Source organism: Hydrogenobacter subterraneus (assembly GCF_055390195.1).
In genome coordinates, this window is record NZ_AP042473.1 from 1,246,335 (window position 1) to 1,272,338 (window position 26,004).

The window sequence follows — 26,004 nt, forward strand, 5'->3', positions numbered from 1 at the left end:
TTACCTCCTCATATCAAAGACCATCACAGAAAAAAGCAAGGCTATGTATAGCACGGAGTAGAAAAAGAGGAACATACCGTTGGGCTTTTTGGAAAAGACAAACTTGAAGGTGAGTATAAGATAGAGGGAACTAAGTATTAATGCAGAAACAAAGTATATATGGCCTGCAATGCCGTATATGGATGGGAGAAGGCTAAGGGGCAAAAGGCTTGCTGTGTAAATGAGCGTTTTCATTTTTGTGTGCTTTATGCCCTTTGCTACAGGAAGGGTTGGTATGCCGGCACGTTTGTAATCCTCAGCATACTTTATGGCAAGCACCCAAAAGTGTGGAGGCTGCCACATGAACATTATGAGGAAGAGTATTAGAGCCTCAAAGCCCACTTCTCCTCTAACGGCAGCGTAGCCTATTACTGGTGGCAAGGAGCCAGATATGCCACCTATCTCCGTAGCAAGGGGGCTTTTTCTCTTTAGAGCAAGGGTATATACTACCACATAAAAGAAGGAGGCCAAAAAAACAAAAAAGGTAGTAAGCAGATTAACCTTTAGAGAAAGGATTACAATAGAAAGCAGGACCAAAACTAAGCCAAATATAAAGGCGTTTCTTGGGTTTATGCTACCACTTGGTAAGGGCCTGCTTTTGGTTCTGTTCATAAGAGCGTCTATGTCTTTGTCAAAAAAGTGGTTTAGAACTGCAGAACCCGCAGAAGCTAAACCGGTGCCAAGGAGTGTCCAAAAGACAAGCCATGGGTCTGGAAAACCTCTCTGTGCAAAGTACATACCCGTAAGTGTGGTTATCAAAACAAGAAGTACTATACCTGGCTTTGTAAGAACTAAATAGTCCCTCAATATATTGCTGTATGCCAAAGCTTTATTTACCATGCAGGTTTCAACCTTGCCTCATGAGATTTTATTTGCAAGTTGTAAGTGAGCCATGCAAAGAGGAAAAATCCCATGGCAGTGTCAAGGAAGACTAAAGGTAAAAAGAATCCTGTTAGCACCATGGATATGGCGAAGACAAATTGGATGTTTATAAAGATGAAGGCGGTCAAAGTAGTCCTGTTAAAGTTGGACACCATGGCCAAGAGGAAGGAAAGCCATGTTACGTAGGCTATATTCCTATGAGCAAACTGGAGTGCTACCTGCCAATTGTTAAAGTCTGGTATGAGCTTGCCATTGCAAAGGGGCCACTCATGGCCGCAGGCCTCACCAGAGCCAGTATACCTCACCAGCACACCTGTTATCATAGTAGTTAGGGCAAAAAGATAAGCCCACCAAGGCACACCGCCTTCGCCTTCCCCTTTCCACAAAAACCTATAAGTTAGGACCAAGGCACCCAATATGATCATGGATTCATATATATGGAAGGACTCCAAGAGCATGTGAGATAGATATTTCAAGTGCGGTGTTTCCATTTTTATCATCTTCATACCCGTAAGGGCTGCTGAGAAGGTGAATATGAGAGCTATAAGAGAGGTTATCTTGGCAGACCTTGGGGAAGTTTTGTGTTTGAACCATACAAGGAAGAAGGTAAGGAAGACAAATATGCCCGCAAGACCGCTTACCGTTCTGTGGCCCATCTCCAGCTTGGCTGCTGTTTCCTTTGGAGGTTGGAAGTTTCCATAGCAGAGAGGCCAGTCTGGACAGGCAAGGCCTGAATCTGTTGACCTTACAACTCCTCCCCATATCATAACTATATAAGTAAATAGTATGGCAAGCACTATGGATAGCCTAAGCATAATGGAATAAATTATACTTCAGAAGTTTCTATGCTAAGACTTTTTATGTATTTAATGAGACCATCCCTTAAGTCCTCCCTTTGTAGAGCAAAGTCAAGTATGGTTTGTATATAACCCATTGGGGTTCCCGTATCATAGACCTTTGAATCTATCTTTATGGCGTACACAGCTTCTTCTTCAAGGAGTAATTTTATGGCATCTGTAAGCTGTATTTCACCACCCTTTCCTGGTGGTGTTATCTTTAACTTTTCAAATATTCTTGGCGTAAAAAGGTACCTACCCACTATGGCAAGCCTTGAAGGTGCTTCCTCCACCTTTGGCTTTTCCACGAGGTCGTCAATTATGTAAATATCCTTTTCAATATATCTTCCATTGATTATGCCATATTTGGAAACATCCTTTTCTTCCACTTCAAAAACCGCTATAACACTCTTTCCAAACCTTTTATATACTTCCATCATTCTACTAAGCACGTTCTCCTCATCTTTGAGAATAACATCTCCCAAGCACACAATAAAGGGTTCATAACCAACTACTGGTTCTGCCACAAGCACTGCATGACCCAAACCGAGCTGTTCCTTTTGTCTTATATAAATAGGGTTTATAAGCCTGCTTATTTCCATTATATTCTTTAAAAGTTCTGTCTTTCCACAGCTTTCTAAATGTTTTTCAAGGTCTGTATTTATGTCAAAGTGGTGTTCAATTGGTCTTTTGTGCCTACCAGTGACAAAAATGATGTTTTCAATGCCAGCATCAAGGCATTCTTCCACTATAAATTGGATAACTGGCTTGTCTATTATTGGGAACATTTCCTTTGGCATGGCCTTTGTGGCAGGCAAAAACCTTGTACCCCACCCTGCCACTGGTAAAACTGCTTTTCTTACTTCCATGGCTCCACCTCCTAATTTTTAGATAAAAGATACTTTATTATTTCTTCACAGGCAAGAGGATTGGCAAATAAGGATATGTTTTTTGAATAGTAAGAGTGATTTTCCATGAGTTTTTGTAAAGAGGTAAGAACCTTATCCATATGGGCTTCTTCCTGCCTTATGGTAATACCACCTCCCAATTCTTCTATCTCTTTTGCGTTATAAAACTGGTGGTTGTGTATGGCATGTGGAAAGGGTATAAAGAGGGAAGGGATTCCATAGAGGGAAAGCTCTGTGATTGAACTGGCTCCGCTTCTACTCAAAGCTATGGTGCTTGCCCTGTATATAAGGTGCATATCATGGCTAAAGCTAAAAAGAAGCACCTTTAGACCTCTTTCTTTGTAAAAATCTTTTAAGGCTTGATAGTCCTTCTCTCCCGATATGTGTATACCCTGCCATCCAGTCTTTGCAAATATATCCTTTGCCAGCTCATTTAAAAAGCTTGCACCCTGACTTCCACCCATCACCAAAAGGGTAGGCTCATCTTCAAGGCCAAGTCTTCTTAAAGCCTCCTCTCTGCTTAAAGCTATACCTTTTATAAGGCTTTTTCTTACCGGAAGCCCAGTTTTTATGGTTTTGTGAGGAGGGAAGAAGTTTTTTGAGTATTCAAAGGTTATAAATACCTTCTTTGCAAACCTTGAAAGTAGCCTGTTGCTTTGACTGGGTATGGAATTCTGCTCATGCACATACAGAGAAGCACCCCTCATAAGAGAAGCAAGGCCCAAAGGCAAACTTGCATAGCCCCCAAAGGCTATTCCTATATCTTTACTGTTTATTAACTTTGCAACCCTATAAGCCCCCTTAAAACTCTTTAAAATAGCCAAAAGCTTATCCTTTACACTTCTTCCCATAAAGGGATGGGCTGGGACAAAAAGGCTTTCTGTAGGTATTTTATCCTTTAGTTTGTACTCTATACCCCTTTCCGAACCAACAAAAACAGAGTTTAAGCTCTTTTCAAGCAAGCACTCTATCAAAGCAAGAGCTGGGAAGAAATGCCCACCAGTCCCACCACCGGAGACAAAAAGCCTCATTATAAGCCATTATAAGCCTATATTAATATTTCCATGAAGGTTTCTTTTTTCACCCTTGGGTGTAGGAGCAACTATTTTGATACGGAGCTTATGGCAAACGCCTTTAGGCTAAAAGGCTATGAGATAGTGGATTATAAGGATATTGCGGATGTATACATAGTAAATACATGCACCGTTACTGCAGAGGCTGACAGGTCTTCCCGTCAAGCCATCCATAGGTTAAAGAGAAAAAACCCAAAGGCCCTTGTGGTGGCTACCGGTTGCTATGCACAGGTTAATCCGCAAGCCCTTGCCAGTATGGAAGATGTGGATTTGGTAGTTGGAAACTCTCACAAGCACAGAATTTTGGAAATTGTGGAAGAGTTTTTGCAGGGTAAGGGTGAGAGGGTCTTTTTGGAAAACCTTTTCCGACAGTCAAGAGTTGAAAGCTTTGACCTTATCACCTACTTTGAGAAGGCAAGGCCCTTTGTAAAGGTGCAAGAGGGTTGTAATAGGTTTTGCACCTTTTGTGTTATACCCTACGCAAGGGGCAAGGTAAGGAGCGTGCCTGTAGAAAAGGTCCTTGAGGAGATAAAGCTTTTGGCCCAAAGGGGTTTTCAAGAGGTGGTGCTTACCGGCACACAGCTTACCCAGTATGGCTGGGACATAGGCACAAGCCTTTATGAACTTCTTAGAGAAATAATAAAGATAGAGGGCATACAGTTGGTAAGGCTTTCTTCTCTGTATCCTGCAGAGATAGAGCAAAAGCTTTTTGACCTTATAACATGGGAGGAAAAGGTGTTACCCCATTTTCATCTTTCCCTTCAAAGCGGTTCGGACCGTATATTGGAGCTTATGAGAAGAGAATATAGAGCAAAAGACTACATAAACCTTGTGGAAGATATAGTGCATAGGAGGCCCCTTTCTGCCATAGGCACGGACATAATAGTTGGTTTTCCATCGGAAGATGAGGAAGACTTTATGCAAACTTATAAGCTACTGGAGGAGCTTCCTATAGCCTACATGCATATATTCCCCTATTCAGATAGGCCTTTTACAAAGGCAAGTAAGATGGAAAAGAAAGTGCCATCAAAGATAAAGGAGGAAAGGGTGGATATGCTAAAGGATTTGGATAAGAGAAAAAGAGAGGAGTTTTATAAGAAGAACCTTGGAAAAGAGCTTAGGGCTACGGTAATTGAAAAGGGTAGGCTTTTGACAGAAAACTATATACACTTAGAAAGATATGTGGAGGGAAGCATAGGCACAGTTGTTAAAATAAAATTGGATGAATAAGAAGATATACCTTTTGCGTCATGCCCAAAGTGAGTATAACGAGAAGGGCATATTTCAAGGAAGGCTTGATAGCGACCTCACTCCTCTTGGCTTTGTTCAAGCAAGGCTTTCCGCACAAGAGTTTTTGGACAAAGAGATAGAGGTGATATACTCCTCTCCACAGAGGAGGGCTTATAAGACAGCCCTTACCATTGCGGACCTTTTGGGCCTTGAGGTGATCGTAGATGAACGCATAAGAGAGATGTCCTTTGGAAGCTATGAAGGAAAGAGGTTTTTGGACCTTGTGGAAGAAGAAGGACATCTCTTTAGGGCTTGGCTTTCAAACCCTGTTAAAAACCCCCTGCCAACGCAGGAAAATATGGAAGATTTTAGAAAAAGGGTAGAAAGCTTTTTGGAGGATATAGTAAAAGGGCCATACAAAAATATTTTGGTGGTTGCACATGGTGGAACGCTTCATGCCATGGTATGCCTTGCCATGGGCTTGGGTCTTGAAAACCTCTGGAACATCCACATGGACAACACAGGCTTTACACTTTTAAGCTATAACTCTGGAAGGTTTGAGCTTAAATACCTCAATAGGCTGTGCCATAGAGAAGTTCTTTGAAAGTCCTTGCCTTAGCCTATGGAAGTTATATACTAAATTCTTATGATAATTAGCGCAGAAATATTGGAGGACCTTGAAAAGCTGGACCCCAGCACAAGGGGCATCTTTATAAAGCTTTTTAGAGAGATTGAAAAGGCTATTGGGGAGGTGGTAACAAGAAAAGACTTTATTGAGCTAAGGGAAGAGATAAAGGCACTTACAAAGGCTGTGCAAGAGCTTATAGAAGCCCAAAAACGAACGGATGAAAGAATAAAAGAGCTTGCAGAGGCGCAAAAGCAGACAGAGGAAAGGGTAAGAGAGCTTGCTGAAGCTCAAAAAAGAACGGATGAGAAAATAAAAGAGCTTACAGAAGCTCAAAGACAGACGGAGGAAAGAATAAGAGAACTTACAGAGGCTCAAAGACGGACAGACGAGAAAATAAAAGAGCTTGTAGAGGCGCAAAAGCAGACAGAGGAAAAGGTGAGAGAGCTAACAGAAAAGATAAAAGAGCTTGCAGAAGCACAAAGGCACACAGATGAAAAAATAAAAGAACTGGCAGAAGCACAAAAACTTACAGAAGAAAACCTTAGCAGGCTTGTAGAAGAGCATAAGAAGACAAGGGAACAGCTTGGTGGACTTCCTCCTGTAAGAGAATACGCCAAACAAAAAGGCGTGGCCGTATACTTTAGCTATCAATTTGATATATAAAATCACATCCAAAAAACTCTAATACCCTTCCCTCTTCACAGAAATCAATCTTTATGGTACAATGGCAGATTTCTAAGCCCTCGGCCCATTCTATTACCAAAAGGCCCTTTCCTAAAAATTCTGAAAGGTCTATGTCTTTTGCCCTGTATAGGTCCACATGTATCAAAGGTCCCTTTTTTGTGGGGTATTCATTCACAAGAGTAAAAGTAGGGCTTCTTACTTGATAACCTTCAAGAATTCCCATACCCTTTGCAATGCCCTTTACAAGGGTGGTTTTCCCGGCGCCAAGGTCTCCCACAAGGCATATTACCTCCCCACCCTTTATAAGCCTGCCTATGGCCTCTCCAAGCTTTAAGGTTTCTTCCTCCGATCTGGAAATTATACGCATTGGTGCTATATTATAAACACTATGGAATTTTTCTTTTTCCCGGATGTGTATGCGGATAGATATTTGGTAGATTCATATGTTTTGTCCTTCAAACTTAGGGATAGGGCGTGCGTCAAAACAAAGGAGTGGGAAGGAAGGGAGTATATAACAGAGGTGCTTGACTGGGAAGAGTTTAAGAAGAATGCTTATGATATAGTGCTTTATGAATATGGGGATGAGGTGGCAAGGTTCTCCGATATAGAGCTGGCCCTTTCGGAAGCCTATAGGCTGGCATGCCTTGAGGCCTCAAGGCGCATCCCTAAGGTTATTGAACCAGCCCTTGGCATAGGTAGCCCACCCTTGGATGTGTTAAAGAGGGTATTCCCCTTCAACTTTACCCATGAGGCCTTCCCAGAGGACCTAAACAAGTTCCTTGATGACCTTGTTAAAAGCATAGATATAGAAACCATGGAATGGGAGAAGATAGACGATGACGAAATCTCTTTCTGACCTACTGGAAGAATTAACACCAAAAAGGATAGTAGAAGAGCTTGATAAGTATATTGTGGGGCAGGAGCAAGCCAAAAAGGCTGTAGCCATAGCCCTTAGGAACCGTTGGAGAAGGCAGAGATTGCCCGAGCATATAAGGGATGAAGTAGCTCCCAAAAACCTTCTTATGATAGGACCCACTGGGGTTGGAAAGACGGAGATAGCAAGGAGGATCGCCCAGCTTATTAAGGCGCCCTTTGTAAAGGTGGAGGCTACCAAATATACGGAGATAGGTTATGTGGGAAGGGATGTGGAGTCCATGGTAAGGGAGTTGGTGGAAGTTTCCTACCAGATGGTAAAACAGGAGAAGATGCAGGAGGTTAGAGAAAGGGCAAAGAGGTTGGCAGAAGAGAGGCTATTGGATTACCTTGTCCCACAACAGCTTAGCTTTGGTATGAGGGGTATGCAAGATGCGGGCAAAAGGGAGGAGATGAGAGAAAAGCTAAGAAGGGGAGAGCTGGACGATAAGATAGTAGAGGTGGATGTTCAAGAAAAGGCTATACCACTGATAGGCATTGCTGGCCCTCCGGGCCTTGAGGAGCTTGAAGAACAGCTAAGGAATATGCTTGGAGGGCTTGGTGGAGGCAGGAGAAGGAGAAAGCTTAGGGTAAAAGAAGCCATGCAGGTTTTGGAGGCAGAGGAGGCAGAGAAGTTAATAGACCAGGAGGAAGTGGCCCGTGAGGCCATATATAGGGCCGAGAACTTTGGGATCATCTTTATAGATGAGATAGATAAAATAGCTGTAAAAACTCCAGGTGCTGGCCCTGGTGTATCAAGAGAGGGTGTGCAAAGGGACCTTTTGCCAATAGTGGAGGGAACTGTGGTAAAAACAAAGTATGGTCCTGTAAGGACTGACCATATACTCTTTATTGCGGCTGGCGCCTTTCATATATCCAAGCCCTCCGACCTCATGCCCGAGCTTCAGGGCAGGTTTCCTATAAGGGTGGAACTAAGCCCCCTAACAAGGGAAGACTTTGTAAGGATATTAAAGGAACCAAAAAACGCCCTAACGGTCCAATACATAGAACTTTTAAAAACGGAAGGTGTGGACATTGAATTTACAGATGATGCCCTTGAAGAGATTGCCCGCGTTGCGGAAGAGGCCAATAACCGGACAGAAAATATAGGTGCCAGAAGACTACATACGGTTATGGAAAAACTCCTTGAGGATATATCCTTTAATGCACCGGAGCTTTTTGGTCAAAGGATCATAATAGATGCAAGGTTTGTAAGGGCTAAGCTTGAAGGTATAATAAAGGACGAAGAGCTCTCCAAGTATATACTATGAGGGAGATATTAGAAAGGATTGAAGAGCTTCTATCCCTCCAAGAGAAGCTTGTAAACCTTCTTCTTTTATCTGGATCACAGAAGGTTAAGGTAAGTGTGAACACGGCTTTTGATGTACTTTACCACAACATAGAACTGCTTGACCTTATAGAGGAGTTAATAGGGTCCCAAGAAGAATTTTTGGAGGAGTACAGCAGAGAATATACCTTCAACCTCGTACTTGAAGCCCTATCCTGGATGGGCCTTATACTCCCAGCCATAGAAGAGGCATGTCCCATATTCTTGCGTGGGATAGCAGAAGAAGAAAGGGACCCCCTTTATAGGATAAAGCTTATATTAAAAATGGTTGAAGAATCATATAACAAGGGTGAACACCGTAATCTTATAAAGGTAGCAAAGGAACTTCATAGCCTTTCCAGCCTCTTAAAGTATCAGATCATCCTCGCCCGAAGGGCCTACATGAACTTAGCTTGATTTTTTGATTGCTCCTACAAAGACAAGCACCTTTGCCACAGCCCTGTATAGGTCTGGTGGTATCTCCTCATAAACCTCCAGGTTTAACATGGCAGAAAGAAGAGCCTTATCTTCAAGCACAGGAACACCATGCTTTTTTGCAGTCTCTATTATCCTTTCCGCAACCTCACCTACACCCTTGGCCACCACCACGGGCGCCTTGTCCTTCTCCTGGTCATACCTTAAAGCTATGGCCTTTTTCTTCTCCTCCATGGCTACACAATCAAAAGAAAGCCTTCCTGTGAAAAGCTATCCTTTACCCTTTCTAAAACTTGTGCCTCTTCCACCACTTCCACAAGATAGCTTTTTAGCTCTATACCATCTTCTAAAAGCATCTCTTGAAGTCTATTCTTCCCTTCCCTTAACTTCTCTGCCAAAAAAGCCATATTGGTAAGAAATCTAATATCCAAGCTTTGGTGTTTTTTTGGTCTTTTCAAAAGTCCTGCCAAAAAGCCCACATTGTAGTTCAATTTAAAAAACACAGTATAATCCTTATCCGCTTTAAACATAATACCACCTTTGCCACCCTCATAGTAGATAGGTAGGTAAAAAGCTTTGCCATCCTTTAACATTGTCCATTGAAGACTATTTAGGAACTCAAGCCTATAAAGAAGGTTTTCCAATTGAGGCAACTTTGTATTATAGAATTCTATCCACCTTTGACCTTCCTTTAAATAGTTTTCCAAGGCGCTATAAGCCCTTTTAATATCCTTATCAGACCCTCCTTCCATTGCCTTTAAAAACTCCTTTACCACAGGTTCTTCCAAATTTTGCAAGCTTTCAAGAGCTTCAATCACACTTTTATATTCTGTAAGTTTGCCAGACTTGATAAGCCTGTAAAGCTCTTTTAGAATAATTGCCTTATCTCCTCTATCAAGGGCTAAAATAAAGGAGTTATAATTTCTTAAGTCTTTTATAAACTCCAAATATTCCTCATGACTCATATTTTCAAAGCTCAAAACCTTAAAGGCTTCAATAATTTTTTCGTAATTTTGTATCTTTTCTTTAAAAATATGCAAAAGATTTTTAATACTTTCCAAACTTACTTCAAAATCTATACCCAACATATCCGATAAATCTTTTGCCAGCAATAATACCTGCCCTGTAATCTGTGCCTTCCTATCCTTCATTAGGTCTTCCACCTTTATTTTTCCCAAAAATAGGTCAAAAAGCTTCCTCTCATAAAAGATGCCGGAGTTTTCTACGCTTTCTTTGAAATTCTCCATATTTATAGATACCAAGAGGTTGTCTTCCTTTTCAAAAATAAGCTTTAAAAGTTCTTCCCCTTGTCCCTTTCTGTAAAGGCCCACTACTCTAAATACGAAAGGGTTTGTGCTTTCTACCATAAGGTCCACCGTATCACCTACCATAAGTGGTATGGAAGATTTGTTTTCTGCCCTTATTTCAACACCGTTGGGTAGGGTAAGTCCAATTATGGAGCCTTCCCAATGACTAACTTTTGCCCTTATAGTGCTACCCAAGGAAAGGTCCAAAAGCACATCGGGAACCACAGATAGAACCCTTATCCTTAGGGCCTCGCCAGCCTTTTGTGCCTTAATGGTTTGAAACTGCTCTGTAGCATGCTGAAAAAGCACACCCTCTATCCTTCTTATCTCCATAAATTTAAATATCGCCTATATAGCCAAAAACTAAACTATATATTCATACAAAAAGAGCTTTTGGTCCAGCTTACGCGAGGTCCATAGTGGATTTTTGATATCCCTTCTGAAAAACTTGACAAAAAATTTTGGGATTGTATATTAATACCAGAATTCATGGAGGTATGGTATGAAGCTTGAAGAGGTAAAGCCTGGACAGGAAGTTATGATTTTATCCTTTTCTGGAAAAGAGGATATTTTAGAGAAAATTCAAGCCATGGGCCTAAGAAAGGGTAGGAGAGTGGCCCTTCTTCAAAAATTGGGAAGGAATCTTCTTTTGAAGGTAGATAACTCAAGAATAGTCATAAGCAAGGAGTTGGCCAAAAATATTGAGGTTCAATGAAAAGTATAAGAGTGGCCCTTGTGGGCAATCCAAATGTAGGGAAGACAAGCATTTTAAACCATCTTGCTGGTACAAGCCTAAAAGTAGGTAATTGGCCCGGAGTTACGGTAGAGAAAAGAGAAGGAAAAGTTATCTTTTGGGATTATGAAATAAACCTTGTGGACCTTCCCGGTATATACACCCTTGAACCCATTTCCGATGATGAGTGGGTAGCCTATAACTACCTACGGAATGAAAAACCAGACTTGATACTCAATATCATAGAAACGCCCAATATGGAAAGGGACCTCTTGCTTACAGTGGAGCTATTGGAACACGAACTACCCATGGTGCTTGTTTTGAACATGAGCGATGAGGCTCAAAAGTTGGGAATTGATGTCAAAGATAAATGGCTCTCTGAAATACTCGGTGTTAGAGTGCTAAGGACCAACGGTAGAACCGGTGAAGGCGTAAAGGCAATATTGCCCAACATAGTGGAGGTGGTCAACTCAAAAGAAAAGCCTAAGCCACTTAAGTATAGTAAAGAATTGGAAGACTTTTTGGAAAAGGTCAGAGAAAGAGAAGATGAAACAAAGGCAGATCTTATAAGAAAGCTTCTTGAGGATGAAAGGTTTAAAGAATATAGAGAAAGCATAAAGAAAATCTTTGGCAAAGATGTGTATGAAGTTATAAAGGATGAAAGGTATGCAATGGCCCACGGCTTATACAAAGAGGTAGTCCATAGAAGGCTATTTACCTCAAGGGATATAACAGATTCCATTGACAAGGTGCTTCTTCATCCCTTTTTGGGTGTGCCTCTTTTCCTTCTTATAATGTTCTTGGTTTTCAAAATATCCTTTGACTTCTCAAGTCCTTTTATGGATTGGATAGAAGGCTTTATAAACGGATTCATTGCACCGTTTGTCTCTCAGGTGCTTACCTACTTAGGAGCCGGAGAGCTTATAAAAAGGGTTGTATCAGAAGCCCTAATTGGTGGCGTGGGCTTTGTGCTTACCTTTGTTCCCCTTATTGCAGTTATATACTTTATGCTATCCCTTCTTGAGTTCTCTGGATATTTGCCCCGCATAGCCTTTTTGATGGATAGGTTTATGCATAGGCTTGGACTTCATGGTAAAAGCCTTGTGCCACTGCTTTTGGGCTTTGGATGTAATGTACCTGCCATAGTAGCCACCAGAACTCTTGAAACCAAAAGGGACAAGCTTCTGGTAATAGCCATGATACCCTTTATGAGCTGTCCCGCCAGGCTGGTGGTTTTTTCCTTCTTTGCAGTGCTATTTTTCAAAAACCCTGCCCTTATTATCTTCTCTCTATACCTTCTTGGCATTTTGGTTGCCTTGATAACGGCCCTTTTCTTAAGGAAGACAGTTTTTAAAGGAGGCCTATACCACTTTGTCATGGAGCTTCCACCATACAGACTGCCAACTCTAAGACTTCTATTTAGGGTGGTATGGGTTTATGTTAAAGATTTCCTCTATAGGGCTGGAACACTTATATTCGCAGCTTCTGTGGTTATTTGGCTGTTGCTTAATTTACCTCCAGGAGTCAAAAACCCTTCGGAAAGTATAGCAGGATACATTGGGAAGACCATATCACCCATCTTTGCCCCCCTTGGCCTTGACGATTGGAGGATGTCCACATCCCTTATACCCGCCTTCCTCGCCAGAGAAATAGTTTTAAGCTCCATGGCTACTATATACACGGCCGAAGCTCCACAAGAAACAAAGGAGGAGTTTGAATTATCCAAAGCCCTAAGGGAACAAGTATATGCCTTAGGGAATGCTTTCAAAGAAGCCCTTTTAAACATATTTAAACCTGTGCCTACAGCCTTTGAAGTAAAGGAGGAAGATTCACAAAGTCTAAGAAGTATAGTAGCAAAAAGCCTATCTCCAGCCTCCGCCCTCGCTTTTATGGTCTTTCTGCTCCTTTATACCTCATGTCTTGGTACAGTGGCAACCATGTGGAGAGAGGTAGGAAAAGGCTTTGCCTTACTATTCTTAGCTTATAGCTTTCTGATAGGTTGGTTTTTGGGCTTTTTGGCCTATAGGCTTGGTAGCCTGCTATGGAGTACTTAATTCTTCTTTTGCTTGTATTAATCCCTTCCTACCTTTGGTGGAAAAGGTGGAGAAGGAAAAAGTCCTGTTGTGAATAAAGCACGAATGATTTTCATCATGGAAGAGGCTCTGTACGCTTTGTAGCTTATCTACATAAAAAATTTTTTTTATAGGAGGTTAATATGTCAGAAGGCAAAAGACTGGCAGAGATTTCAGAGGTTAGAGAAAAGGAAGATGGGGTTATAGTTCAAGTAGTGGAAGAGAGTGTATCCATTGCACAGGTGGAAGAAATTGTGGAAAACTGTAAGACGGGCCGCTGCGATTGTATGACGGAAAGCACAAAACAAAAGGTGGAGTTCATACAAGTTAAACTGGTAGATAACAAGCCAGCCATTGAAATAAAGGGTAAGGTTTCAAAGGAAGAGATAGAAGAAGCCCTATCAAGGTCTAAGAAGATAATAAAGTAATTTTTTTGCTAAAAATAAATGAGACAAGCAATGTAGAGGCACGGTATAAGGCAGGGGGTGTAGGTTTAAAACCTGCCACTACAAAGGGCGAATTTCTCACCCAGCGTATTGTGTGGTCTATAATTTTATAACTATGATAGAATGGCTCATTAAAAAGCTTCTTGGGACCAAGAGCGATAGAGAGGTAAAAAGACTTCGCAAAGTTGTTCAAAGGATAACACAAAGAGAGGCAGAGTTTGATAAGCTTTCAAACCTTGAACTAAGGCAGATGGCCTTTGACCTTCATCAAAAGATATTACAAAATGAAGAGTTAAAGCAGAAGATAATTGAAGGGAAAATAACAGAAGAGGTGGAGCTTGTTTTTGCCCTTGTGAGGGAGGCCGGCAAAAGGACTCTTGGGCTTAGGTTCTTTGACGTCCAGCTTATAGGTGGCCTTGTTTTGCACGAGGGAAAGATTGCGGAGATGAAAACGGGAGAAGGTAAAACCTTGGTGGCTACTTCTGCCACTGCGGTAAACGCCATGACCGATGAAGGTGTGCATGTGGTAACGGTAAACGATTATTTGGCAAGGAGGGATGCCCAATGGATGGGCGCCCTTTATCTCTTCCTTGGCTTGGAGGTAGGTGTTATAAACTCTGACTATTCATCCTACAAGGTGGAGTGGGCGGACCCCAATCTTGCGGAAAAGGCCATAGAAGAGGACCTAAGAGTATGGCCTAAGGGATATTTTGAAGAAACCCTACCTTCGGACCTTATAAACGTACAAGCCAAAAAGGCCTTTTATACAAAGCTAACACCTTGCACAAGAAGAGAAGCTTATGAATGCCATATAACCTACGGGACAAACAACGAGTTTGGCTTTGATTATCTAAGGGATAATATGGCCTTTTCCCTTGAGGAGATAGTGCAGGTAAAGGGCCATAATTTTGCCATAGTGGACGAGGTAGACTCCATACTCATTGATGAGGCAAGAACCCCCCTAATAATCTCTGGTCCTGCTGAGATGGATACATCGGTCTATTACAAAGCGGATGAGGTGGTAAGAAAGTTAAAAATAGAGGAAGACTTTACCGTTGATGAGAAGAACAGAACGGTACAGCTTACAGAGAAAGGCATAAGAAAAGTAGAAGAACTCCTGGGTATAGAAAACCTTTACGATATAAGGCATATTGACCTTTTGCATGCCATAAACCAAGCCCTTAGGGCCCACACCCTATTTAAAAGGGATGTGCATTACATAGTAAGGGATGGTGAAGTGCTGATAGTGGATGAATTTACCGGTAGAGTCCTGCCCGGTAGAAGATGGAGCGATGGGCTTCATCAAGCCATAGAGGTAAAGGAAGGAGTGCCGATCCAAAGGGAAAACCAAACCTTGGCCAGTATAACCTTCCAAAACTACTTTAAGCTATACAAAAAACTCTCTGGCATGACGGGGACGGCGGAAACGGAGGCCCTTGAATTTAAGGAAATATATGGTCTTGAGGTGGTTGTGGTGCCAACCCACAGGCCCATGAGGAGGAAGGACCACCCAGACCTGGTTTATAAGACAAAGGAAGAAAAATGGCAAGCAGTGCTGGAACTTATAAAGCAAGAGCATGCAAAGGGAAGACCCATACTGGTGGGAACGGTATCCATAGAGGATTCTGAACATCTGTCAAAGCTTTTACAAAAGGAGAAAATACCACACAACGTATTGAACGCCAAACATCATGAAAGGGAGGCGGAAATCATAGCCCAAGCGGGAAGGCTTGGGGCGGTCACCATATCCACCAACATGGCAGGAAGGGGAACAGACATACTCTTGGGAGGAAACCCAGAATATCTTGCCAAGGAGATACTTAGGTCAAAGGGGAAACCAATAGAAGAAGCCACAGAGGAAGAATGGAAAGAAGCATTGGAAAAGGCATATAAGATAACGGAGGAAGAAAAGAAGAAGGTGGTAGAATTGGGCGGTCTTTTGGTAATAGGCACAGAAAGGCATGAATCAAGAAGGATAGACAACCAATTGAGGGGTAGGGCAGGCAGGCAAGGAGACCCGGGAGAGTCCCGTTTTGTATTATCTTTGGAAGATGACCTTATGAGGATCTTTGGTGGGGACAGGGTCAAAAAGCTTATGGATATGTTAAAGATACCACCGGGAGAGCCTATAGAAAGTAGGATGGTTACAAAGGCCATAGAAAACGCCCAGAAGAGAGTAGAGGCCCAAAACTTCCAGATAAGAAAGAGGCTTCTTGAATACGATATGGTTATGAATACTCAAAGGCTCACCGTGTATTCCATGAGAAGGGATATTCTTGAATCCAAAGGCCTTGAAGAATACCTAAGGGAATTTGTGTATGACCTAATGGCCCAAAAGGTAGAAGAACTTATAAAGGAAGAAGAGCCAGAGCTGTGGGACCTTGAACCACTCAAAGATTATCTTAGGGAATTAACAGGCAGAGATGTGGAAATACCCCAGGCAAGGGATAAAGAAGATTTGATAAACCTTTTATCGGAGAAGGTCCTTGGTATCATAGAAGAGAAAAAAGAGCAGTTAGGAAAGGAAGTTTTTACGGAACTTCTAAAGGTGCTTATGCTTTCCAACCTTGACCACCTATGGAGAGAACATTTGCATACGATGGACAGGTTAAGGGAAAGCATCTACCTGCGTGGTTATGCTTCAAAAGACCCCCTTGTGGAGTATAAAAAGGAGGCCTTTTACATATTTGAAGATATGCTAAACAGGTTTAGAGAAAGGACTATATCTGACCTCATACATATGCAGATAAAGTCTGAGGAAGAAGTTCAAGAGGAAATAAAAAAGGAAGAACAAGAAAAGGAAAGGCTTTTGAGTATGGCAGTGTTTAGTGGAGTGGAAGGAAAGGCAGACCAAAAGGGTCCAAAGAGGAAGACTCTAAAGGAAAGGCTGCAATCAAAGAAGAAGAAGTGATTATAGCCTTATAAAAGCTAAGGATTTTGTCAAAGGGTATATTACCCTCCCTTACAAGCCTAAGGCCCTTTGGATACAAGGCCCTTACTATGGTGGAAGGTTTGGCCTTTAAGGTGCCACCATCCACATAAAGGTCTATCTTATCTCCGAAATACTCCATAGCTTCCTTTATATTAGAAGCTGGCTTTTCTCCCTCCGGATTGGCACTGGGCGCCACAAGGGGTGCATTCACCAAACTCAAAAGCTCAAACACATGGCTATCATAAGGAGGTAGCCTAAGGGCAAGGCTTTTCCTACCCCTTGTTAAAAAGAGTGGAATAGAGTTCTTTTTGTAAAAAATGAAGGTAGCATTAAACCTCTCCATAAGCAGAAGGTGTGCCTTGCTTGCCAGAAGGCCAAACTCTTCTACCCATTCCAAGCCTGGTATAAGTATTAAAAAGGGCCTATTGGAAGGCCTCCTTATGGAAAAAAGCCTCTCTACCGCATCCTTATCTGTGGCAATAGCAAGAAGGCCATATATTGTATCGGTGGGAAAGCAGACAATACCACCTTCCAAGAGGAGGTCTGCCGCCTCTTCCAAAGCTCTTTTTGTTAGTTTTTTTACTTTCATACCTCTATAACTTCTATTACCTTATCCACCTCTGGTGGTAGAGTAATAGGCTCTTGGCACACCTTTATGGCCGTGTCGGGGTCCTTTAAACCGTTTCCTGTAAGGGTGCATACCACCAACTCTCCACCCTTAAAGTAGCCTTCACGCGTAAGCTTTATAAGTCCCGCCACAGAAGCAGCAGAAGCTGGCTCACAGAATATACCCTCCGTTGAGGCTATAAGCTTATAGGCATATAAAATTTCCTCATCACTAACCGCATCTATAAGGCCTTTAGACTCATGCATAGCCTGTAATGCAGATTGCCAGCTGTATGGATTCCCTATTCTTATGGCGGTGGCTATGGTTTGAGGGTTTTTTATAGGATAGCCCTTTACAATGGGAGCCGAACCTTCTGCTTGCCATCCCATCATCCTTGGAAGGTTGTTTATCTTACCAACTTGGTAATACTCCTTATAGCCTTTCCAGTAGGCCGTTATATTGCCCGCATTTCCTACTGGTATGAAATGATAATCGGGCGCCCTTCCAAGGGCATCGCACACTTCAAAAGCTCCCGTCTTTTGTCCTTCAATCCTATAAGGGTTTACAGAGTTTACAATCTCCACGGGCAAAACTTCCCCTATCTTTCTAACTATGTATAAAGCATCATCAAAGTTTCCTTGAATGGCTATAACCTTGGCTCCATAGATCACCGCTTGGGAAAGCTTACCAAGGGCAACAGCTCCTTTTGGAAGCAGAACATAAGCCTTTAGCCCTGCCTTTGCAGCATAGGCGGCAGCAGAAGCAGAGGTGTTTCCAGTGGAAGCACATATAACAGCCTTTTTGCCAGCTTCCACGGCCTTTGAAATGGCCACAGTCATCCCCCTGTCCTTGAAAGAACCCGTAGGGTTAAGGCCCTCGTATTTTAAGAATATTTCCCCTTTAAAACCTATAGCCTTTGCAAGGTTTTCTGCGTGTATGAGGGGCGTATTACCCTCGCAGAGAGTTATTATAGGTGTCCTTTCGGTTATTGGCAGAAAATCCTTATACTTATGGATTATACCTCGCCAGTAGCTCATAATAAACCACAGAATATTATAACCTATACGCAGGGTAAGAAATTCCCTTCAATAAAGAAGAGAATATACAGGGTATTGAGAGAATACCAGCTTTTTAAGTTCAAGCTTACGATTTTGGCAAAGCTTTTGTATGGTAAGAAGATAGAACTTGTAATAGATGGAACCATAGTGGACATAACCAATGTAAACAGGGCAAGGACATAGAAGATAAGGAGAATAAAGGGGAAGGTATGGTGGGCAAAGAGGAGGAAGATAGTTCGGAGAGATAATGGGCAAGTGGTGGAGTTTGAGGAAATAAGATATGGTATGTTGATGATAGTGTTATGTGATAGGTGGGGGAGAGTTTATGATGTATGGATAACTTTTGGAAGCATGCATGAGGTTAGGGCATTTAGGGAGAGGAAGAGAAGGAGTTTATGGTTTAGGGGGCTTGTGGAGAATTATGTGGTGTATGGTGATAGGAGCTATAAATGTGTGATTGTGTGTGGTAGTAAGGATATGAGGGCAAAAAAGCAGATGGTGGAGGGTGTTATAAGTCAGATAAAGCTTTTTAATGCTGGTAGTGGTTGGAGGACTTTAACTTGTGTGCTTGTGTATGTATATGCTTATACTATTGGGTATAGCTATTATAGGAGGGGTGAACTTGAGGTCTAATTTCTCACCCGGCGTGGTGAAATAAGAATATTGCTAAAGCACTATGGAGTTTTAAGTCTTTTGGCTTCAAATAGCTACTTAAGGGGTCAAAAGGGCTATGCTCTTATGTCCTCTTACAGCTACACCCAACAGAATTTAGGTTTTAGAGCTACTGGGCTTTATGCATCCGAAAACTACGCTGGTAATTACTACCAAACAAAAGCTCTAAGAGGAAGCTTTTCGGTGGGATTCAGCTACTTTTTGCCTACGCTTGGCAGCTTGAACGTAGATGTGGTTCACAGCAGGTTCATGGACGAAGAGAAAAACTTTCTTAGCTTAATGTACAACAAGACTTTTGGAGGGGTGCTAAACTTCTTCTTAAACTTTACAAAGAACTTTGGAAAGGATAATACATACAGCTTCTTTGTAGGAGTGAATCTTTATCCTAAGGTGGACTATACAGTGTTTTCAATGTATAGGAACATATTAAGCTCACGGTCTCAGCTCTTCCAGCTTTCCAAAATACCCCCCATCGGTGAAGGTTATGGCTACAGGATGAGCTTAGAAAGAACGTCATCTGGTGATGCTATAAACCCATATATTCAGTATAGGTCGAGGTACGGGGTTGTTGAGGCTGAGGGATATTTCAGAGATTGCTATGAGAGGTCAAGGGTTACCTACTCTGGAGCTATTGCCTACGTGGATGGTACTCTAGGAATAACCAGACCTGTAGTGGACAGCTTTGGCCTTCTTAGGGTTGGTGATGTGGAAAATGTAACAGTAAGCTTGAATGGTCAACCCATAGGCAAGACCAATAGAAAAGGTTTTATCTTCCTGCCAGAGATGAGCTCTTACTACGATAACATCATAACGGTAAACGACAAAGAAATCTCCCTTGAGTACAATATTCCCAAAAAAGAGATTGCCGTTTCTCCTTGGTTCAAAAGCGGCTTCTGTTTGGACTTCTCTGTACAAAGAGTTTACAGATACTCTGGATATTTCATAGCATATTACTTGGACACTGGAGAGAAAAAACCCTTGGAATTTTATGAGTTTACAATAGAGAACTTACAAGAAATGCCAAAAAGTAAGAAAAATTGTATCACATTGTACGAAAAAAGACAAGAAAAGGAGATAAAAGCTCAAACGGGCAAAGCTGGAGAGTTCTACTTAGAGGGTCTGAGACCGGGAACATACAAGATAAGGATAGACATAGATGGTAAGACGATTCATACAAAACTTGAGCTGAAGGATAAAGGAGAACTTGTCAATGACCTTGGTATAATCCTTATTCCTATAGAAAGATGACTTATATTATAACATCATCAATAGTTGGGTAAGAAGTCAAAACCTTAAGCTTTCAGTCAATTGATTTTATATTAGGTAAGGAAGGCCCTTATCCATGCCCCAATTAAACACATATAAAGAGTGTAGGATATAATAATTCTATAGTTGGGGGTGTGGCGGAACTGGCAGACGCAGCGGACTTAAAATCCGCCGGCGATGAGCCGTGAGGGTTCGAGTCCCTCCACCCCCACACAAAGCCATGATATTGAGCGACAGGAGCATAAAGGAGCTTGTAAGGTCTGGAAGGTTGGTTATAGAGCCGTACAAGGAAGAAAACGTGCAGGCCTCTTCCATAGATTTAACCCTAAGCGGTGAGGTGCTTTTTTATAGGTCGGAGTGTATAGATATAAAGAGCTCCCATATACCCGTGGAAAGGATAAGCATACCAGAGGAGGGTTTGCTTATTCCCCCAAAAGCCTTTATGCTTGCCACCACAGAAGAGTATATAAAACTTCCGGAAGACATAACAGCCTTTGTGGAAGGTAGGTCCTCCCTTGGAAGGCTTGGCCTTTTTATAGAAAACGCAGGATGGGTGGATGCGGGCTTTGAGGGGCAGATAACCCTTGAGCTTTACAATGCCAACAGCTGTCCAATAAGGATTTATAAAGGCGTGCGCATATGCCAAATAGTCCTTGCCAAGCTTGACAGAAAGGCGGAAAAGCCCTACAGGGGAAAGTATCAAGGGCAAAAGGGAGCTACGCCCTCAAGGATATATATGGATTTTCACTCATAAAGCAGGTCTATAGGCTTCCTACCTACAAAGCCCTCGTCCAACTCATGCCAGTACATAATGGTGTCCTCATCTTCCTTCCAACATAGCCATATATATCTGTTCTTGTGGAAGGAGAGGAAATCTACCAGTATGGGGTCCACACCCTTAATAACACCACCAAGGGCTTCTATCTTTTGAAATAGCCTTCTTATATCTGCATCCAAGTCCTTTATATGGCTTTCTAAATACATCTTCTCCAAAGGGTCCTCTTCCTCTTCAAGCCTTACAAGACAATCGCGTAGCTCCTCCCTTTTTAGGTTTATATCCTCCACTATGGGCTTTATAAGAGTTATTAAGTCCCTTGCCGTCTCTAAGTCAAATACCTTCATAGAGATTAAGTTTAATCCAAGTACATGCATTAGGCAATAAATCAAAGTCAATGTATAAGAACTAAGAAACTTGACTATTATCATATAACGATCTATATTCACACTAAATAGGGGGAAGAACAAAATGTACTTCAAAAAGGTTTTTCAACTTTATATTTACTTCTTAATAATATCCAGCACATTGGCTAATGAACATGTATATAAGATAAAAGGCACAGGTTTTAAAAAAGGAGCATGGGCTGAGTATAGAGTTGAAGGTTATGGAGTAAGATATTACGACAATGTGGAAGAAGAAAAAATCGGCAAAATCTTAGTCAAACTTATTCCTTTAACAATAAAAGGAAAGGAATATATTGGAATTGAAATGGATAACAAAGAATCTGCGCCTTTTGAAAAGTCTATATTCGCACAATTATTTGAAAAGTATAACAAAAATAGCTATTATCTGGCAAAAATCAATAGGTCTCCAACCATATGCATGAGCCAACCTCCTCCTTATTATGAAGACGTGCCTGAACTGTTTGATAAGAAAAGCATAGAACAAGAATATGAAGTTGATTTAACAATTTGGAAATTTATTGGCAAGGAAAATCTAAGGCTAAATTCTGGAAAGAATATTGAAGTTTTTAAGTTTAGGATGGGAGGTATGCTTCAAGGGGCAAAAATTACCAGAGATCTTTGGCTTTCTTCCGAAATACCCACATATTTGGTGCTAAACAAAGAAACAATTGGAGATAAAAGTCGTTCAATTACCTTGGTTAATTTTGGTATGGAGGGTGGTTTACCCCTATTTACTGATAAAGATGTAAATGCCTGCAATGCAGAAGTATCTGATTTTTCTCAATTACATCCAAATATACAACCTGAAATTTCAAAAAAAATTCTGCCAACATGATACGGATTGCGTTTGTGGTGTAGATAAAGAAACAGGAAAATGTGCTTTTGGTAATAGAAATTTCATTGATACTTCCAAACAATGTCCAGATTTCTGCTCTGGCATTGGAGGACAGTTTGAAATAAAGTGTATTAACAATATCTGTACGCAAAGACTAAGGAGATAGAAATGATATTTATATGCCTTTTATTGATAATACTAACAGAACAATCGCATGGTAATGACCTGTTTTCAAAAATAGGAGATATCAAGATTAAGAACGGTCATGCTAACAAGGCTTTTTTGCTTCCCAAAGGGGAGGTAATTTATTTTTGGGAGCAAACTCGCCCACCTACAGAGGAGGAAAAGCGACTTCGTGCTGAGTGGTTTGATAAACAATGGGAAAAATTTCGCAAGAGTGCAGAAAAAAGGGGAATTCCTAAAATAGAAGAGAATACAAGAGAAATTGCAAAAGAATTGGACAAATGGCATTCTAAATTACCACTTATTGAAAAGACAGTAAAACCCTTCTTATCTGCAGTAGCTCGCGGTATGCCCATGCTAATGAGGCAAGCAATGGAAATCGGTTATCCACTTGCTCGCGAGCACTTTATCAACCAACCAGTTGTTGTAAAATCTGGCTTAATAATCCACTATCCTAATGGGGATGAAAAGAATGTTCAATTAGACCTTGAAAAATTCTATGGCCAAGAGTCATGGGCACGTATACCTACAGAGGATATTAACCTAAGAGCATCACCTAATGGAGGTTTCTGGGTACTTGAAACAAAGGATAAGTTTCTTCTACTGTTTAAAATAAAAGATGGAAACTTTATACCAATAGCAAAAATTCAAGGACAATCACCCATTGGTTGGTCTTTAAATGATCGTTTTATGTTTATAAAAAGTTTAGATGAAAGCTCCTTTATTGTGTATGAAATGCAAAGTTTAAAGGAGTTAGCAAAAGTTGATCTCAAATCAACTTCTTGCAATATAAAATCGCCCTTTATTAGGGCAGCTGCAATTTCAGATGAGTTCTTCGTTGTTAGTGGTAGAGATACACTTTGTCTTTACAGTCTATCAGATGGTTCTATTAGACAACCAAATATAAAAATGCTAAGGCGTATAGGTGGTTCTCCTAACAGTGTTATCTATGGCGTAGCCTTTTCATTAGATGGTAGGTTACTTTATATAGCGAGTGCTCGTGGATTTTTTTGTAATTGATCCTTACAACTTTTCACTTTTAGATGAATATATCTTACCAGCTGGATCCAGCTTCTACTTCCAAAGTCTTGCGGGCATTTCTCCTGATGGGAGGTATGCTGCAGTCTTATATGGTAAAGAACGCATCAACGGATGGGCTACGCTTTTCATTTGGGATATCCATAATAAAAGAATCCTTCAGAGAATAGGAACAGATGAAGGAAAGATGTTGCATACAATTTCCGCAGGATTTCGCCATATTTATCCACCAGCAATTTTAACAAAAGATTGGACATACCTATTAATTATTTTGCAGGATGGTACTATAGAATTGTATAGGAGGCGGTAAAATGTCAAAGATTAATATTATTTTACAACTCATGCTTTTGCTTATATGTATTACGCCTGCCTTTTCACAACAAGATGTTCCTGGAAGCAAAGATCACCCAATTATTTCAAGATATCCTGGCTCTTTTATTTATCATTACGAACAGAAAGAATTTGATGAGTTTGAAATACTCCTTGGACCTATAAAAGGTTCTTCCGATAGAGATATGCAACTTGCAAAAAAGGAAAAATTAGAAGGTAAGATCACTAAGATCCAATATCAGTGCCCACAAAACAGATCACCTCTTGAAGTATTCAAGAATTATGAAGAAGCGCTTAAAAAAGCTGGATTTGAGGTTATTTATTCAGCAAGAGGAAGGGAAATTGCAGGATTAAGAAGATTCCTTTATCCTTACTTTTGGAATGTATACGCTACAGCAGATGACGAGAAAAACTTCTTTTACTTATCTGCAAGAAACAAAAGTAAAAATATAGTTTTGGCTTTAGGCATTTTACCAAGCTTTGATGGTCCCAAAGTCTTTTTAGGAATAGTTGAAAAAAAGGAAATGGAGAAAGGTTTAATTAGGGCTGAAGATATATATAAGACAATAAAAAGTGAAGGAAAAGTTGCCATCTATGGAATTTATTTTGACTTTAACAAAGCGGAAATAAAACCAGAGTCCAAACCAACCATTGAGGAAATAGCCAGATTTCTAAAAGAACATCCCGAAATAAAAGTCTATGTGGTTGGGCATACTGATAATGTAGGAAAGTTAGAATATAACATGGAGCTTTCTAAGAAAAGGGCAGAGGCAGTAGTGAAAGAACTGGTGGAAATATACGGAATTAGACAAGACAGGTTAAAAGCCTTTGGAGTAGGTCCGCTTGCACCAGTGGCTCCAAACTCAACAGAAGAAGGAAGGGCAAAAAATAGAAGGGTTGAGCTTGTAGAGCAATAACATTTAATGCAAAAATACGGTTGAACAACAGTTGGGTGAGATTATTGGGTTTAGACCAAGGCTTTTGGCGTGGGTAAAAATGCCTTCCGCCGGGAAAGTTATGCCGTTTACACCCGCATACAGAGAATAAAGGTCAAACCTTATCCTCTCTGGACCTGCAGGTCTTGCACACCCTATAACCACAGGCCTTTTAGGTAAGGATTTCCTTGCATGCAAGATAACCCTTGCACTATCCTCTGGCTTTGGTGGGGGTAAAAGCTGGAAGCGTGCCTTTCCGTAGTAGGGCATAACCACCACCATAACCAAGGCGGAAGGGTCAAACTGGGCTATCATATCTATGGCGTTGTACTCACCCCTTATCTGCCCGTAATAAAGTCCTATTATCACATGGGGGACTATATTGTGTCCTACTTCTTTTAAAAGTCTAAGAGATTCTTCATAATCCTTTGTGCTTTTGTGAGGCAGTTTATAAACTTCTGCAATGGTCTGGTCATCGCCTATTATATCCAAAAGCACTGCATCCACCTTTGCTTCTTTTAGGCCTTCAGAGAGCCTTTTGTCCACAAGGCCCACATGACAGCTAACAAACATACCAAGCTCTTCCTTTATCCTTCTCATTACATCCAAAAAGGGGTATAGTTCCACCACACCATCCTTATTGGAACCCCCGGATATTAAAACACCATCTATTCCCTTGGCCTTTAACTCATTGGCCACCTTCCAAAGCTCTTCTGGCGTTGTAGCTGGTATCATATGCCAGAGGATTTTGGAAGCGCAATGGTCGCACATAAGCTCGCAATTTTTACCGGTTATGGATATATCCACAAACTTCGGACCACTTTTTATGGAAAAATCATCCACTTCATAGTGCTTAAAGCCCGGACTATGAAAGTGTATATCTTTGCCAAAGTTCTTTAACCTTATCTCAAAGCCTTCCTTTAGCTCCTCAAGAAGCTCCTTATCAAGCTCAATATCTTCTAAGGAGGGGTGGGACAAACCACCCCTTAGGTCTATTATCCGCATTTTATGCCCTTTTCGTTTATTACCTTGGTAAGAGCATCAACGGCAGCTTGGCCCTTTAGAAGATTGTTTACTTCTTCTGGGTTTGTAGGCTTTATCTTGGCTATCCATCCAGCGCCGTAAGGGTCATCGTTTACAAGTGCAGGATTTCCCTTCAGAGCCTCGTTTATTTCCACTATTTCTCCGGTTAGAGGTGTAGGCACTGGTCCAACCCACTTACCGCTTTCTATGGTAGCTATGCTCTTGCGCCTTTCTATGACCTTTCCGGGCTTTTTGGGTGTGTATGCCACAAGCCTACCAGCCATGGCGGCTGCTACAGAGGTAAGCCCTACTGTGTAGGTGCCATCGCCGTTGTCCTTTGCCCAGGTAAAGGCGTTGGCTTCTGGGTCCACATCGTATAAAAGGTCTTCGGGTATGTTGCACCCATTGACTGTTGCCATGTTTTACCCTCC

At 41.3% G+C, this 26,004-nt stretch carries 30 protein-coding genes and 1 tRNA gene; 19 read left to right on the plus strand and 12 right to left on the minus strand.

Going from position 1 to position 26,004, the window contains the following annotated elements; translation table 11 throughout:
* From cyoE to murG, 4 genes are read right to left on the minus strand one after another with little or no spacing between them, the layout of a single operon-like run.
* Positions 1-879: a heme o synthase gene (cyoE, locus tag ACZ5GB_RS06815; protein ID WP_464326478.1), complete on the minus strand. Its 879-nt coding sequence runs from the start codon at positions 877-879 to the stop codon at positions 1-3.
* The gene (locus ACZ5GB_RS06820) at positions 873-1,736 is read right to left on the minus strand and encodes a COX15/CtaA family protein (protein WP_464326479.1); all 864 of its coding nucleotides are present in this window, start codon (positions 1,734-1,736) and stop codon (positions 873-875) included. Before ACZ5GB_RS06820 ends, cyoE begins: the two co-directional genes overlap by 7 nt.
* A gap of 11 nt (positions 1,737-1,747) precedes the next feature.
* Positions 1,748-2,626: a UTP--glucose-1-phosphate uridylyltransferase GalU gene (galU, locus tag ACZ5GB_RS06825; RefSeq protein ID WP_464326480.1), complete on the minus strand. Its 879-nt coding sequence runs from the start codon at positions 2,624-2,626 to the stop codon at positions 1,748-1,750.
* An 11-nt stretch (positions 2,627-2,637) separates the two neighbouring features.
* Positions 2,638-3,696 carry an undecaprenyldiphospho-muramoylpentapeptide beta-N-acetylglucosaminyltransferase gene (murG, locus tag ACZ5GB_RS06830; RefSeq protein ID WP_464326481.1) on the minus strand — a complete coding sequence of 353 codons (1,059 nt, stop codon included), beginning with the start codon at positions 3,694-3,696 and terminating at the stop codon, positions 2,638-2,640.
* Positions 3,697-3,729: 33 nt separating this feature from the next.
* Between murG and mtaB the strand changes: the two genes are divergently transcribed.
* The 3 genes from mtaB to ACZ5GB_RS06845 are packed head-to-tail and all read left to right on the plus strand — an operon-like array spanning position 3,730 to position 6,259.
* Positions 3,730-4,968 carry a tRNA (N(6)-L-threonylcarbamoyladenosine(37)-C(2))-methylthiotransferase MtaB gene (mtaB, locus tag ACZ5GB_RS06835; protein WP_464326482.1) on the plus strand — a complete coding sequence of 413 codons (1,239 nt, stop codon included), beginning with the start codon at positions 3,730-3,732 and terminating at the stop codon, positions 4,966-4,968.
* Positions 4,961-5,572, plus strand: coding sequence for a histidine phosphatase family protein (locus tag ACZ5GB_RS06840; protein WP_464326483.1), 612 nt, complete (start codon positions 4,961-4,963; stop codon positions 5,570-5,572). Before mtaB ends, ACZ5GB_RS06840 begins: the two co-directional genes overlap by 8 nt.
* 42 nt (positions 5,573-5,614) lie before the next feature.
* Entirely contained in the window at positions 5,615-6,259 is a 645-nt protein-coding gene (locus tag ACZ5GB_RS06845) for a hypothetical protein (protein WP_464326484.1), read from the plus strand.
* Here the strand turns inward: ACZ5GB_RS06845 and tsaE are convergent.
* Complete coding sequence (gene tsaE, locus ACZ5GB_RS06850; RefSeq protein WP_464326485.1) at positions 6,237-6,647, minus strand: tRNA (adenosine(37)-N6)-threonylcarbamoyltransferase complex ATPase subunit type 1 TsaE; 411 nt, start codon at positions 6,645-6,647, stop codon at positions 6,237-6,239. The two genes, ACZ5GB_RS06845 and tsaE, sit on opposite strands and share 23 nt — an antisense overlap.
* Before the next feature lie 21 nt (positions 6,648-6,668).
* On the opposite strand from tsaE, the gene ACZ5GB_RS06855 reads away from it, so the two are divergent.
* Genes ACZ5GB_RS06855 through ACZ5GB_RS06865 form a run of 3 tightly spaced genes read left to right on the plus strand, consistent with a single transcriptional unit; the run spans position 6,669 to position 8,936 of the window.
* Positions 6,669-7,136 carry a hypothetical protein gene (locus ACZ5GB_RS06855; protein WP_464326486.1) on the plus strand — a complete coding sequence of 156 codons (468 nt, stop codon included), beginning with the start codon at positions 6,669-6,671 and terminating at the stop codon, positions 7,134-7,136.
* Positions 7,117-8,463, plus strand: coding sequence for an ATP-dependent protease ATPase subunit HslU (gene hslU / locus ACZ5GB_RS06860; RefSeq protein ID WP_464326487.1), 1,347 nt, complete (start codon positions 7,117-7,119; stop codon positions 8,461-8,463). Before ACZ5GB_RS06855 ends, hslU begins: the two co-directional genes overlap by 20 nt.
* Positions 8,460-8,936, plus strand: coding sequence for a hypothetical protein (locus ACZ5GB_RS06865; RefSeq protein ID WP_464326488.1), 477 nt, complete (start codon positions 8,460-8,462; stop codon positions 8,934-8,936). Before hslU ends, ACZ5GB_RS06865 begins: the two co-directional genes overlap by 4 nt.
* On the opposite strand, the gene ACZ5GB_RS06870 is transcribed toward ACZ5GB_RS06865, so the two are convergent.
* Both ACZ5GB_RS06870 and ACZ5GB_RS06875 read right to left on the minus strand, forming a co-directional pair.
* Positions 8,928-9,188 carry an EscU/YscU/HrcU family type III secretion system export apparatus switch protein gene (locus ACZ5GB_RS06870; RefSeq protein ID WP_464326489.1) on the minus strand — a complete coding sequence of 87 codons (261 nt, stop codon included), beginning with the start codon at positions 9,186-9,188 and terminating at the stop codon, positions 8,928-8,930. The two genes, ACZ5GB_RS06865 and ACZ5GB_RS06870, sit on opposite strands and share 9 nt — an antisense overlap.
* A gap of 2 nt (positions 9,189-9,190) precedes the next feature.
* On the minus strand, positions 9,191-10,594 hold the full coding sequence (locus tag ACZ5GB_RS06875; RefSeq protein ID WP_464326490.1) for a hypothetical protein: 1,404 nt from the start codon (positions 10,592-10,594) through the stop codon (positions 9,191-9,193).
* 169 nt (positions 10,595-10,763) lie between these two features.
* Between ACZ5GB_RS06875 and ACZ5GB_RS06880 the strand changes: the two genes are divergently transcribed.
* The 4 genes from ACZ5GB_RS06880 (at position 10,764) to secA (ending at position 16,423) form a co-directional block, all read left to right on the plus strand.
* On the plus strand, positions 10,764-10,976 hold the full coding sequence (locus ACZ5GB_RS06880) for a FeoA family protein (RefSeq protein ID WP_464326491.1): 213 nt from the start codon (positions 10,764-10,766) through the stop codon (positions 10,974-10,976).
* On the plus strand, positions 10,973-13,048 hold the full coding sequence (gene feoB / locus ACZ5GB_RS06885) for a ferrous iron transport protein B (protein ID WP_464326492.1): 2,076 nt from the start codon (positions 10,973-10,975) through the stop codon (positions 13,046-13,048). Before ACZ5GB_RS06880 ends, feoB begins: the two co-directional genes overlap by 4 nt.
* Before the next feature lie 161 nt (positions 13,049-13,209).
* Positions 13,210-13,494, plus strand: a complete 285-nt coding sequence (locus ACZ5GB_RS06890; RefSeq protein WP_464326493.1) for a hypothetical protein — start codon at positions 13,210-13,212, stop codon at positions 13,492-13,494.
* 133 nt (positions 13,495-13,627) lie between these two features.
* Entirely contained in the window at positions 13,628-16,423 is a 2,796-nt protein-coding gene (secA, locus tag ACZ5GB_RS06895) for a preprotein translocase subunit SecA (protein ID WP_464326494.1), read from the plus strand.
* Here the strand turns inward: secA and ACZ5GB_RS06900 are convergent.
* On the minus strand, positions 16,338-17,033 hold the full coding sequence (locus tag ACZ5GB_RS06900) for an L-threonylcarbamoyladenylate synthase (protein ID WP_464326495.1): 696 nt from the start codon (positions 17,031-17,033) through the stop codon (positions 16,338-16,340). The two genes, secA and ACZ5GB_RS06900, sit on opposite strands and share 86 nt — an antisense overlap.
* Entirely contained in the window at positions 17,030-18,088 is a 1,059-nt protein-coding gene (gene thrC / locus ACZ5GB_RS06905; RefSeq protein ID WP_464326496.1) for a threonine synthase, read from the minus strand. Before thrC ends, ACZ5GB_RS06900 begins: the two co-directional genes overlap by 4 nt.
* Here thrC and ACZ5GB_RS06910 point away from each other — a divergent pair.
* The 5 genes from ACZ5GB_RS06910 (at position 18,062) to dcd (ending at position 20,801) form a co-directional block, all read left to right on the plus strand.
* On the plus strand, positions 18,062-18,292 hold the full coding sequence (locus ACZ5GB_RS06910; RefSeq protein WP_464326497.1) for a hypothetical protein: 231 nt from the start codon (positions 18,062-18,064) through the stop codon (positions 18,290-18,292). The genes thrC and ACZ5GB_RS06910 overlap by 27 nt on opposite strands.
* Positions 18,293-18,367: 75 nt before the next feature.
* Positions 18,368-18,742 carry a hypothetical protein gene (locus tag ACZ5GB_RS06915; protein ID WP_464326498.1) on the plus strand — a complete coding sequence of 125 codons (375 nt, stop codon included), beginning with the start codon at positions 18,368-18,370 and terminating at the stop codon, positions 18,740-18,742.
* A gap of 60 nt (positions 18,743-18,802) precedes the next feature.
* Positions 18,803-20,029: a fimbria/pilus outer membrane usher protein gene (locus ACZ5GB_RS06920; RefSeq protein ID WP_464326499.1), complete on the plus strand. Its 1,227-nt coding sequence runs from the start codon at positions 18,803-18,805 to the stop codon at positions 20,027-20,029.
* A 146-nt stretch (positions 20,030-20,175) separates the two neighbouring features.
* A tRNA-Leu gene (locus ACZ5GB_RS06925) sits at positions 20,176-20,258 on the plus strand.
* Between the two features lie 9 nt (positions 20,259-20,267).
* Positions 20,268-20,801 carry a dCTP deaminase gene (dcd, locus tag ACZ5GB_RS06930; protein ID WP_464327822.1) on the plus strand — a complete coding sequence of 178 codons (534 nt, stop codon included), beginning with the start codon at positions 20,268-20,270 and terminating at the stop codon, positions 20,799-20,801.
* On the opposite strand, the gene ACZ5GB_RS06935 is transcribed toward dcd, so the two are convergent.
* Complete coding sequence (locus ACZ5GB_RS06935) at positions 20,792-21,169, minus strand: DUF2203 domain-containing protein (protein WP_464326500.1); 378 nt, start codon at positions 21,167-21,169, stop codon at positions 20,792-20,794. The two genes, dcd and ACZ5GB_RS06935, sit on opposite strands and share 10 nt — an antisense overlap.
* A gap of 124 nt (positions 21,170-21,293) precedes the next feature.
* On the opposite strand from ACZ5GB_RS06935, the gene ACZ5GB_RS06940 reads away from it, so the two are divergent.
* The 4 genes from ACZ5GB_RS06940 to ACZ5GB_RS06955 all read left to right on the plus strand — a co-directional run bounded on the left by ACZ5GB_RS06940 (position 21,294) and on the right by ACZ5GB_RS06955 (position 24,532).
* Positions 21,294-22,064, plus strand: a complete 771-nt coding sequence (locus ACZ5GB_RS06940) for a hypothetical protein (RefSeq protein ID WP_464326501.1) — start codon at positions 21,294-21,296, stop codon at positions 22,062-22,064.
* A gap of 168 nt (positions 22,065-22,232) precedes the next feature.
* Positions 22,233-23,267 (plus strand): hypothetical protein, encoded by a 1,035-nt coding sequence (locus ACZ5GB_RS06945; RefSeq protein WP_464326502.1) that lies wholly within the window; start codon positions 22,233-22,235, stop codon positions 23,265-23,267.
* Positions 23,248-23,595, plus strand: a complete 348-nt coding sequence (locus tag ACZ5GB_RS06950) for a hypothetical protein (RefSeq protein ID WP_464326503.1) — start codon at positions 23,248-23,250, stop codon at positions 23,593-23,595. Before ACZ5GB_RS06945 ends, ACZ5GB_RS06950 begins: the two co-directional genes overlap by 20 nt.
* Position 23,596: 1 nt before the next feature.
* A complete protein-coding gene (locus tag ACZ5GB_RS06955; RefSeq protein ID WP_464326504.1) occupies positions 23,597-24,532 on the plus strand; it encodes an OmpA family protein in 936 nt (311 codons plus the stop codon).
* Between the two features lie 3 nt (positions 24,533-24,535).
* Here ACZ5GB_RS06955 and ACZ5GB_RS06960 read toward each other — a convergent pair whose 3' ends face one another.
* Positions 24,536-25,555, minus strand: coding sequence for a radical SAM protein (locus tag ACZ5GB_RS06960; protein ID WP_464326505.1), 1,020 nt, complete (start codon positions 25,553-25,555; stop codon positions 24,536-24,538).
* On the minus strand, positions 25,546-25,992 hold the full coding sequence (gene gcvH / locus ACZ5GB_RS06965) for a glycine cleavage system protein GcvH (RefSeq protein WP_464326506.1): 447 nt from the start codon (positions 25,990-25,992) through the stop codon (positions 25,546-25,548). The genes ACZ5GB_RS06960 and gcvH overlap by 10 nt, the downstream gene beginning before the upstream one ends.
* Between the last annotated feature and the right edge of the window lie 12 nt (positions 25,993-26,004).

Bases quoted from the DNA above. Each gene is read 5' to 3' on its own strand.
- cyoE (WP_464326478.1), bottom strand. From the start codon at position 879: ATGGTAAATAAAGCTTTGGCATACAGCAATATATTGAGGGACTATTTA.
- ACZ5GB_RS06820 (WP_464326479.1), bottom strand. From the start codon at position 1,736: ATGCTTAGGCTATCCATAGTGCTTGCCATACTATTTACTTATATAGTT.
- galU (WP_464326480.1), bottom strand. From the start codon at position 2,626: ATGGAAGTAAGAAAAGCAGTTTTACCAGTGGCAGGGTGGGGTACAAGG.
- murG (WP_464326481.1), bottom strand. From the start codon at position 3,696: ATGAGGCTTTTTGTCTCCGGTGGTGGGACTGGTGGGCATTTCTTCCCA.
- mtaB (WP_464326482.1), top strand. From the start codon at position 3,730: ATGAAGGTTTCTTTTTTCACCCTTGGGTGTAGGAGCAACTATTTTGAT.
- ACZ5GB_RS06840 (WP_464326483.1), top strand. From the start codon at position 4,961: ATGAATAAGAAGATATACCTTTTGCGTCATGCCCAAAGTGAGTATAAC.
- ACZ5GB_RS06845 (WP_464326484.1), top strand. From the start codon at position 5,615: ATGATAATTAGCGCAGAAATATTGGAGGACCTTGAAAAGCTGGACCCC.
- tsaE (WP_464326485.1), bottom strand. From the start codon at position 6,647: ATGCGTATAATTTCCAGATCGGAGGAAGAAACCTTAAAGCTTGGAGAG.
- ACZ5GB_RS06855 (WP_464326486.1), top strand. From the start codon at position 6,669: ATGGAATTTTTCTTTTTCCCGGATGTGTATGCGGATAGATATTTGGTA.
- hslU (WP_464326487.1), top strand. From the start codon at position 7,117: ATGACGAAATCTCTTTCTGACCTACTGGAAGAATTAACACCAAAAAGG.
- ACZ5GB_RS06865 (WP_464326488.1), top strand. From the start codon at position 8,460: ATGAGGGAGATATTAGAAAGGATTGAAGAGCTTCTATCCCTCCAAGAG.
- ACZ5GB_RS06870 (WP_464326489.1), bottom strand. From the start codon at position 9,188: ATGGAGGAGAAGAAAAAGGCCATAGCTTTAAGGTATGACCAGGAGAAG.
- ACZ5GB_RS06875 (WP_464326490.1), bottom strand. From the start codon at position 10,594: ATGGAGATAAGAAGGATAGAGGGTGTGCTTTTTCAGCATGCTACAGAG.
- ACZ5GB_RS06880 (WP_464326491.1), top strand. From the start codon at position 10,764: ATGAAGCTTGAAGAGGTAAAGCCTGGACAGGAAGTTATGATTTTATCC.
- feoB (WP_464326492.1), top strand. From the start codon at position 10,973: ATGAAAAGTATAAGAGTGGCCCTTGTGGGCAATCCAAATGTAGGGAAG.
- ACZ5GB_RS06890 (WP_464326493.1), top strand. From the start codon at position 13,210: ATGTCAGAAGGCAAAAGACTGGCAGAGATTTCAGAGGTTAGAGAAAAG.
- secA (WP_464326494.1), top strand. From the start codon at position 13,628: ATGATAGAATGGCTCATTAAAAAGCTTCTTGGGACCAAGAGCGATAGA.
- ACZ5GB_RS06900 (WP_464326495.1), bottom strand. From the start codon at position 17,033: ATGAAAGTAAAAAAACTAACAAAAAGAGCTTTGGAAGAGGCGGCAGAC.
- ACZ5GB_RS06910 (WP_464326497.1), top strand. From the start codon at position 18,062: ATGGATTATACCTCGCCAGTAGCTCATAATAAACCACAGAATATTATA.
- thrC (WP_464326496.1), bottom strand. From the start codon at position 18,088: ATGAGCTACTGGCGAGGTATAATCCATAAGTATAAGGATTTTCTGCCA.
- dcd (WP_464327822.1), top strand. From the start codon at position 20,268: ATGATATTGAGCGACAGGAGCATAAAGGAGCTTGTAAGGTCTGGAAGG.
- ACZ5GB_RS06935 (WP_464326500.1), bottom strand. From the start codon at position 21,169: ATGAAGGTATTTGACTTAGAGACGGCAAGGGACTTAATAACTCTTATA.
- ACZ5GB_RS06940 (WP_464326501.1), top strand. From the start codon at position 21,294: ATGTACTTCAAAAAGGTTTTTCAACTTTATATTTACTTCTTAATAATA.
- ACZ5GB_RS06945 (WP_464326502.1), top strand. From the start codon at position 22,233: ATGATATTTATATGCCTTTTATTGATAATACTAACAGAACAATCGCAT.
- ACZ5GB_RS06955 (WP_464326504.1), top strand. From the start codon at position 23,597: ATGTCAAAGATTAATATTATTTTACAACTCATGCTTTTGCTTATATGT.
- ACZ5GB_RS06960 (WP_464326505.1), bottom strand. From the start codon at position 25,555: ATGCGGATAATAGACCTAAGGGGTGGTTTGTCCCACCCCTCCTTAGAA.
- gcvH (WP_464326506.1), bottom strand. From the start codon at position 25,992: ATGGCAACAGTCAATGGGTGCAACATACCCGAAGACCTTTTATACGAT.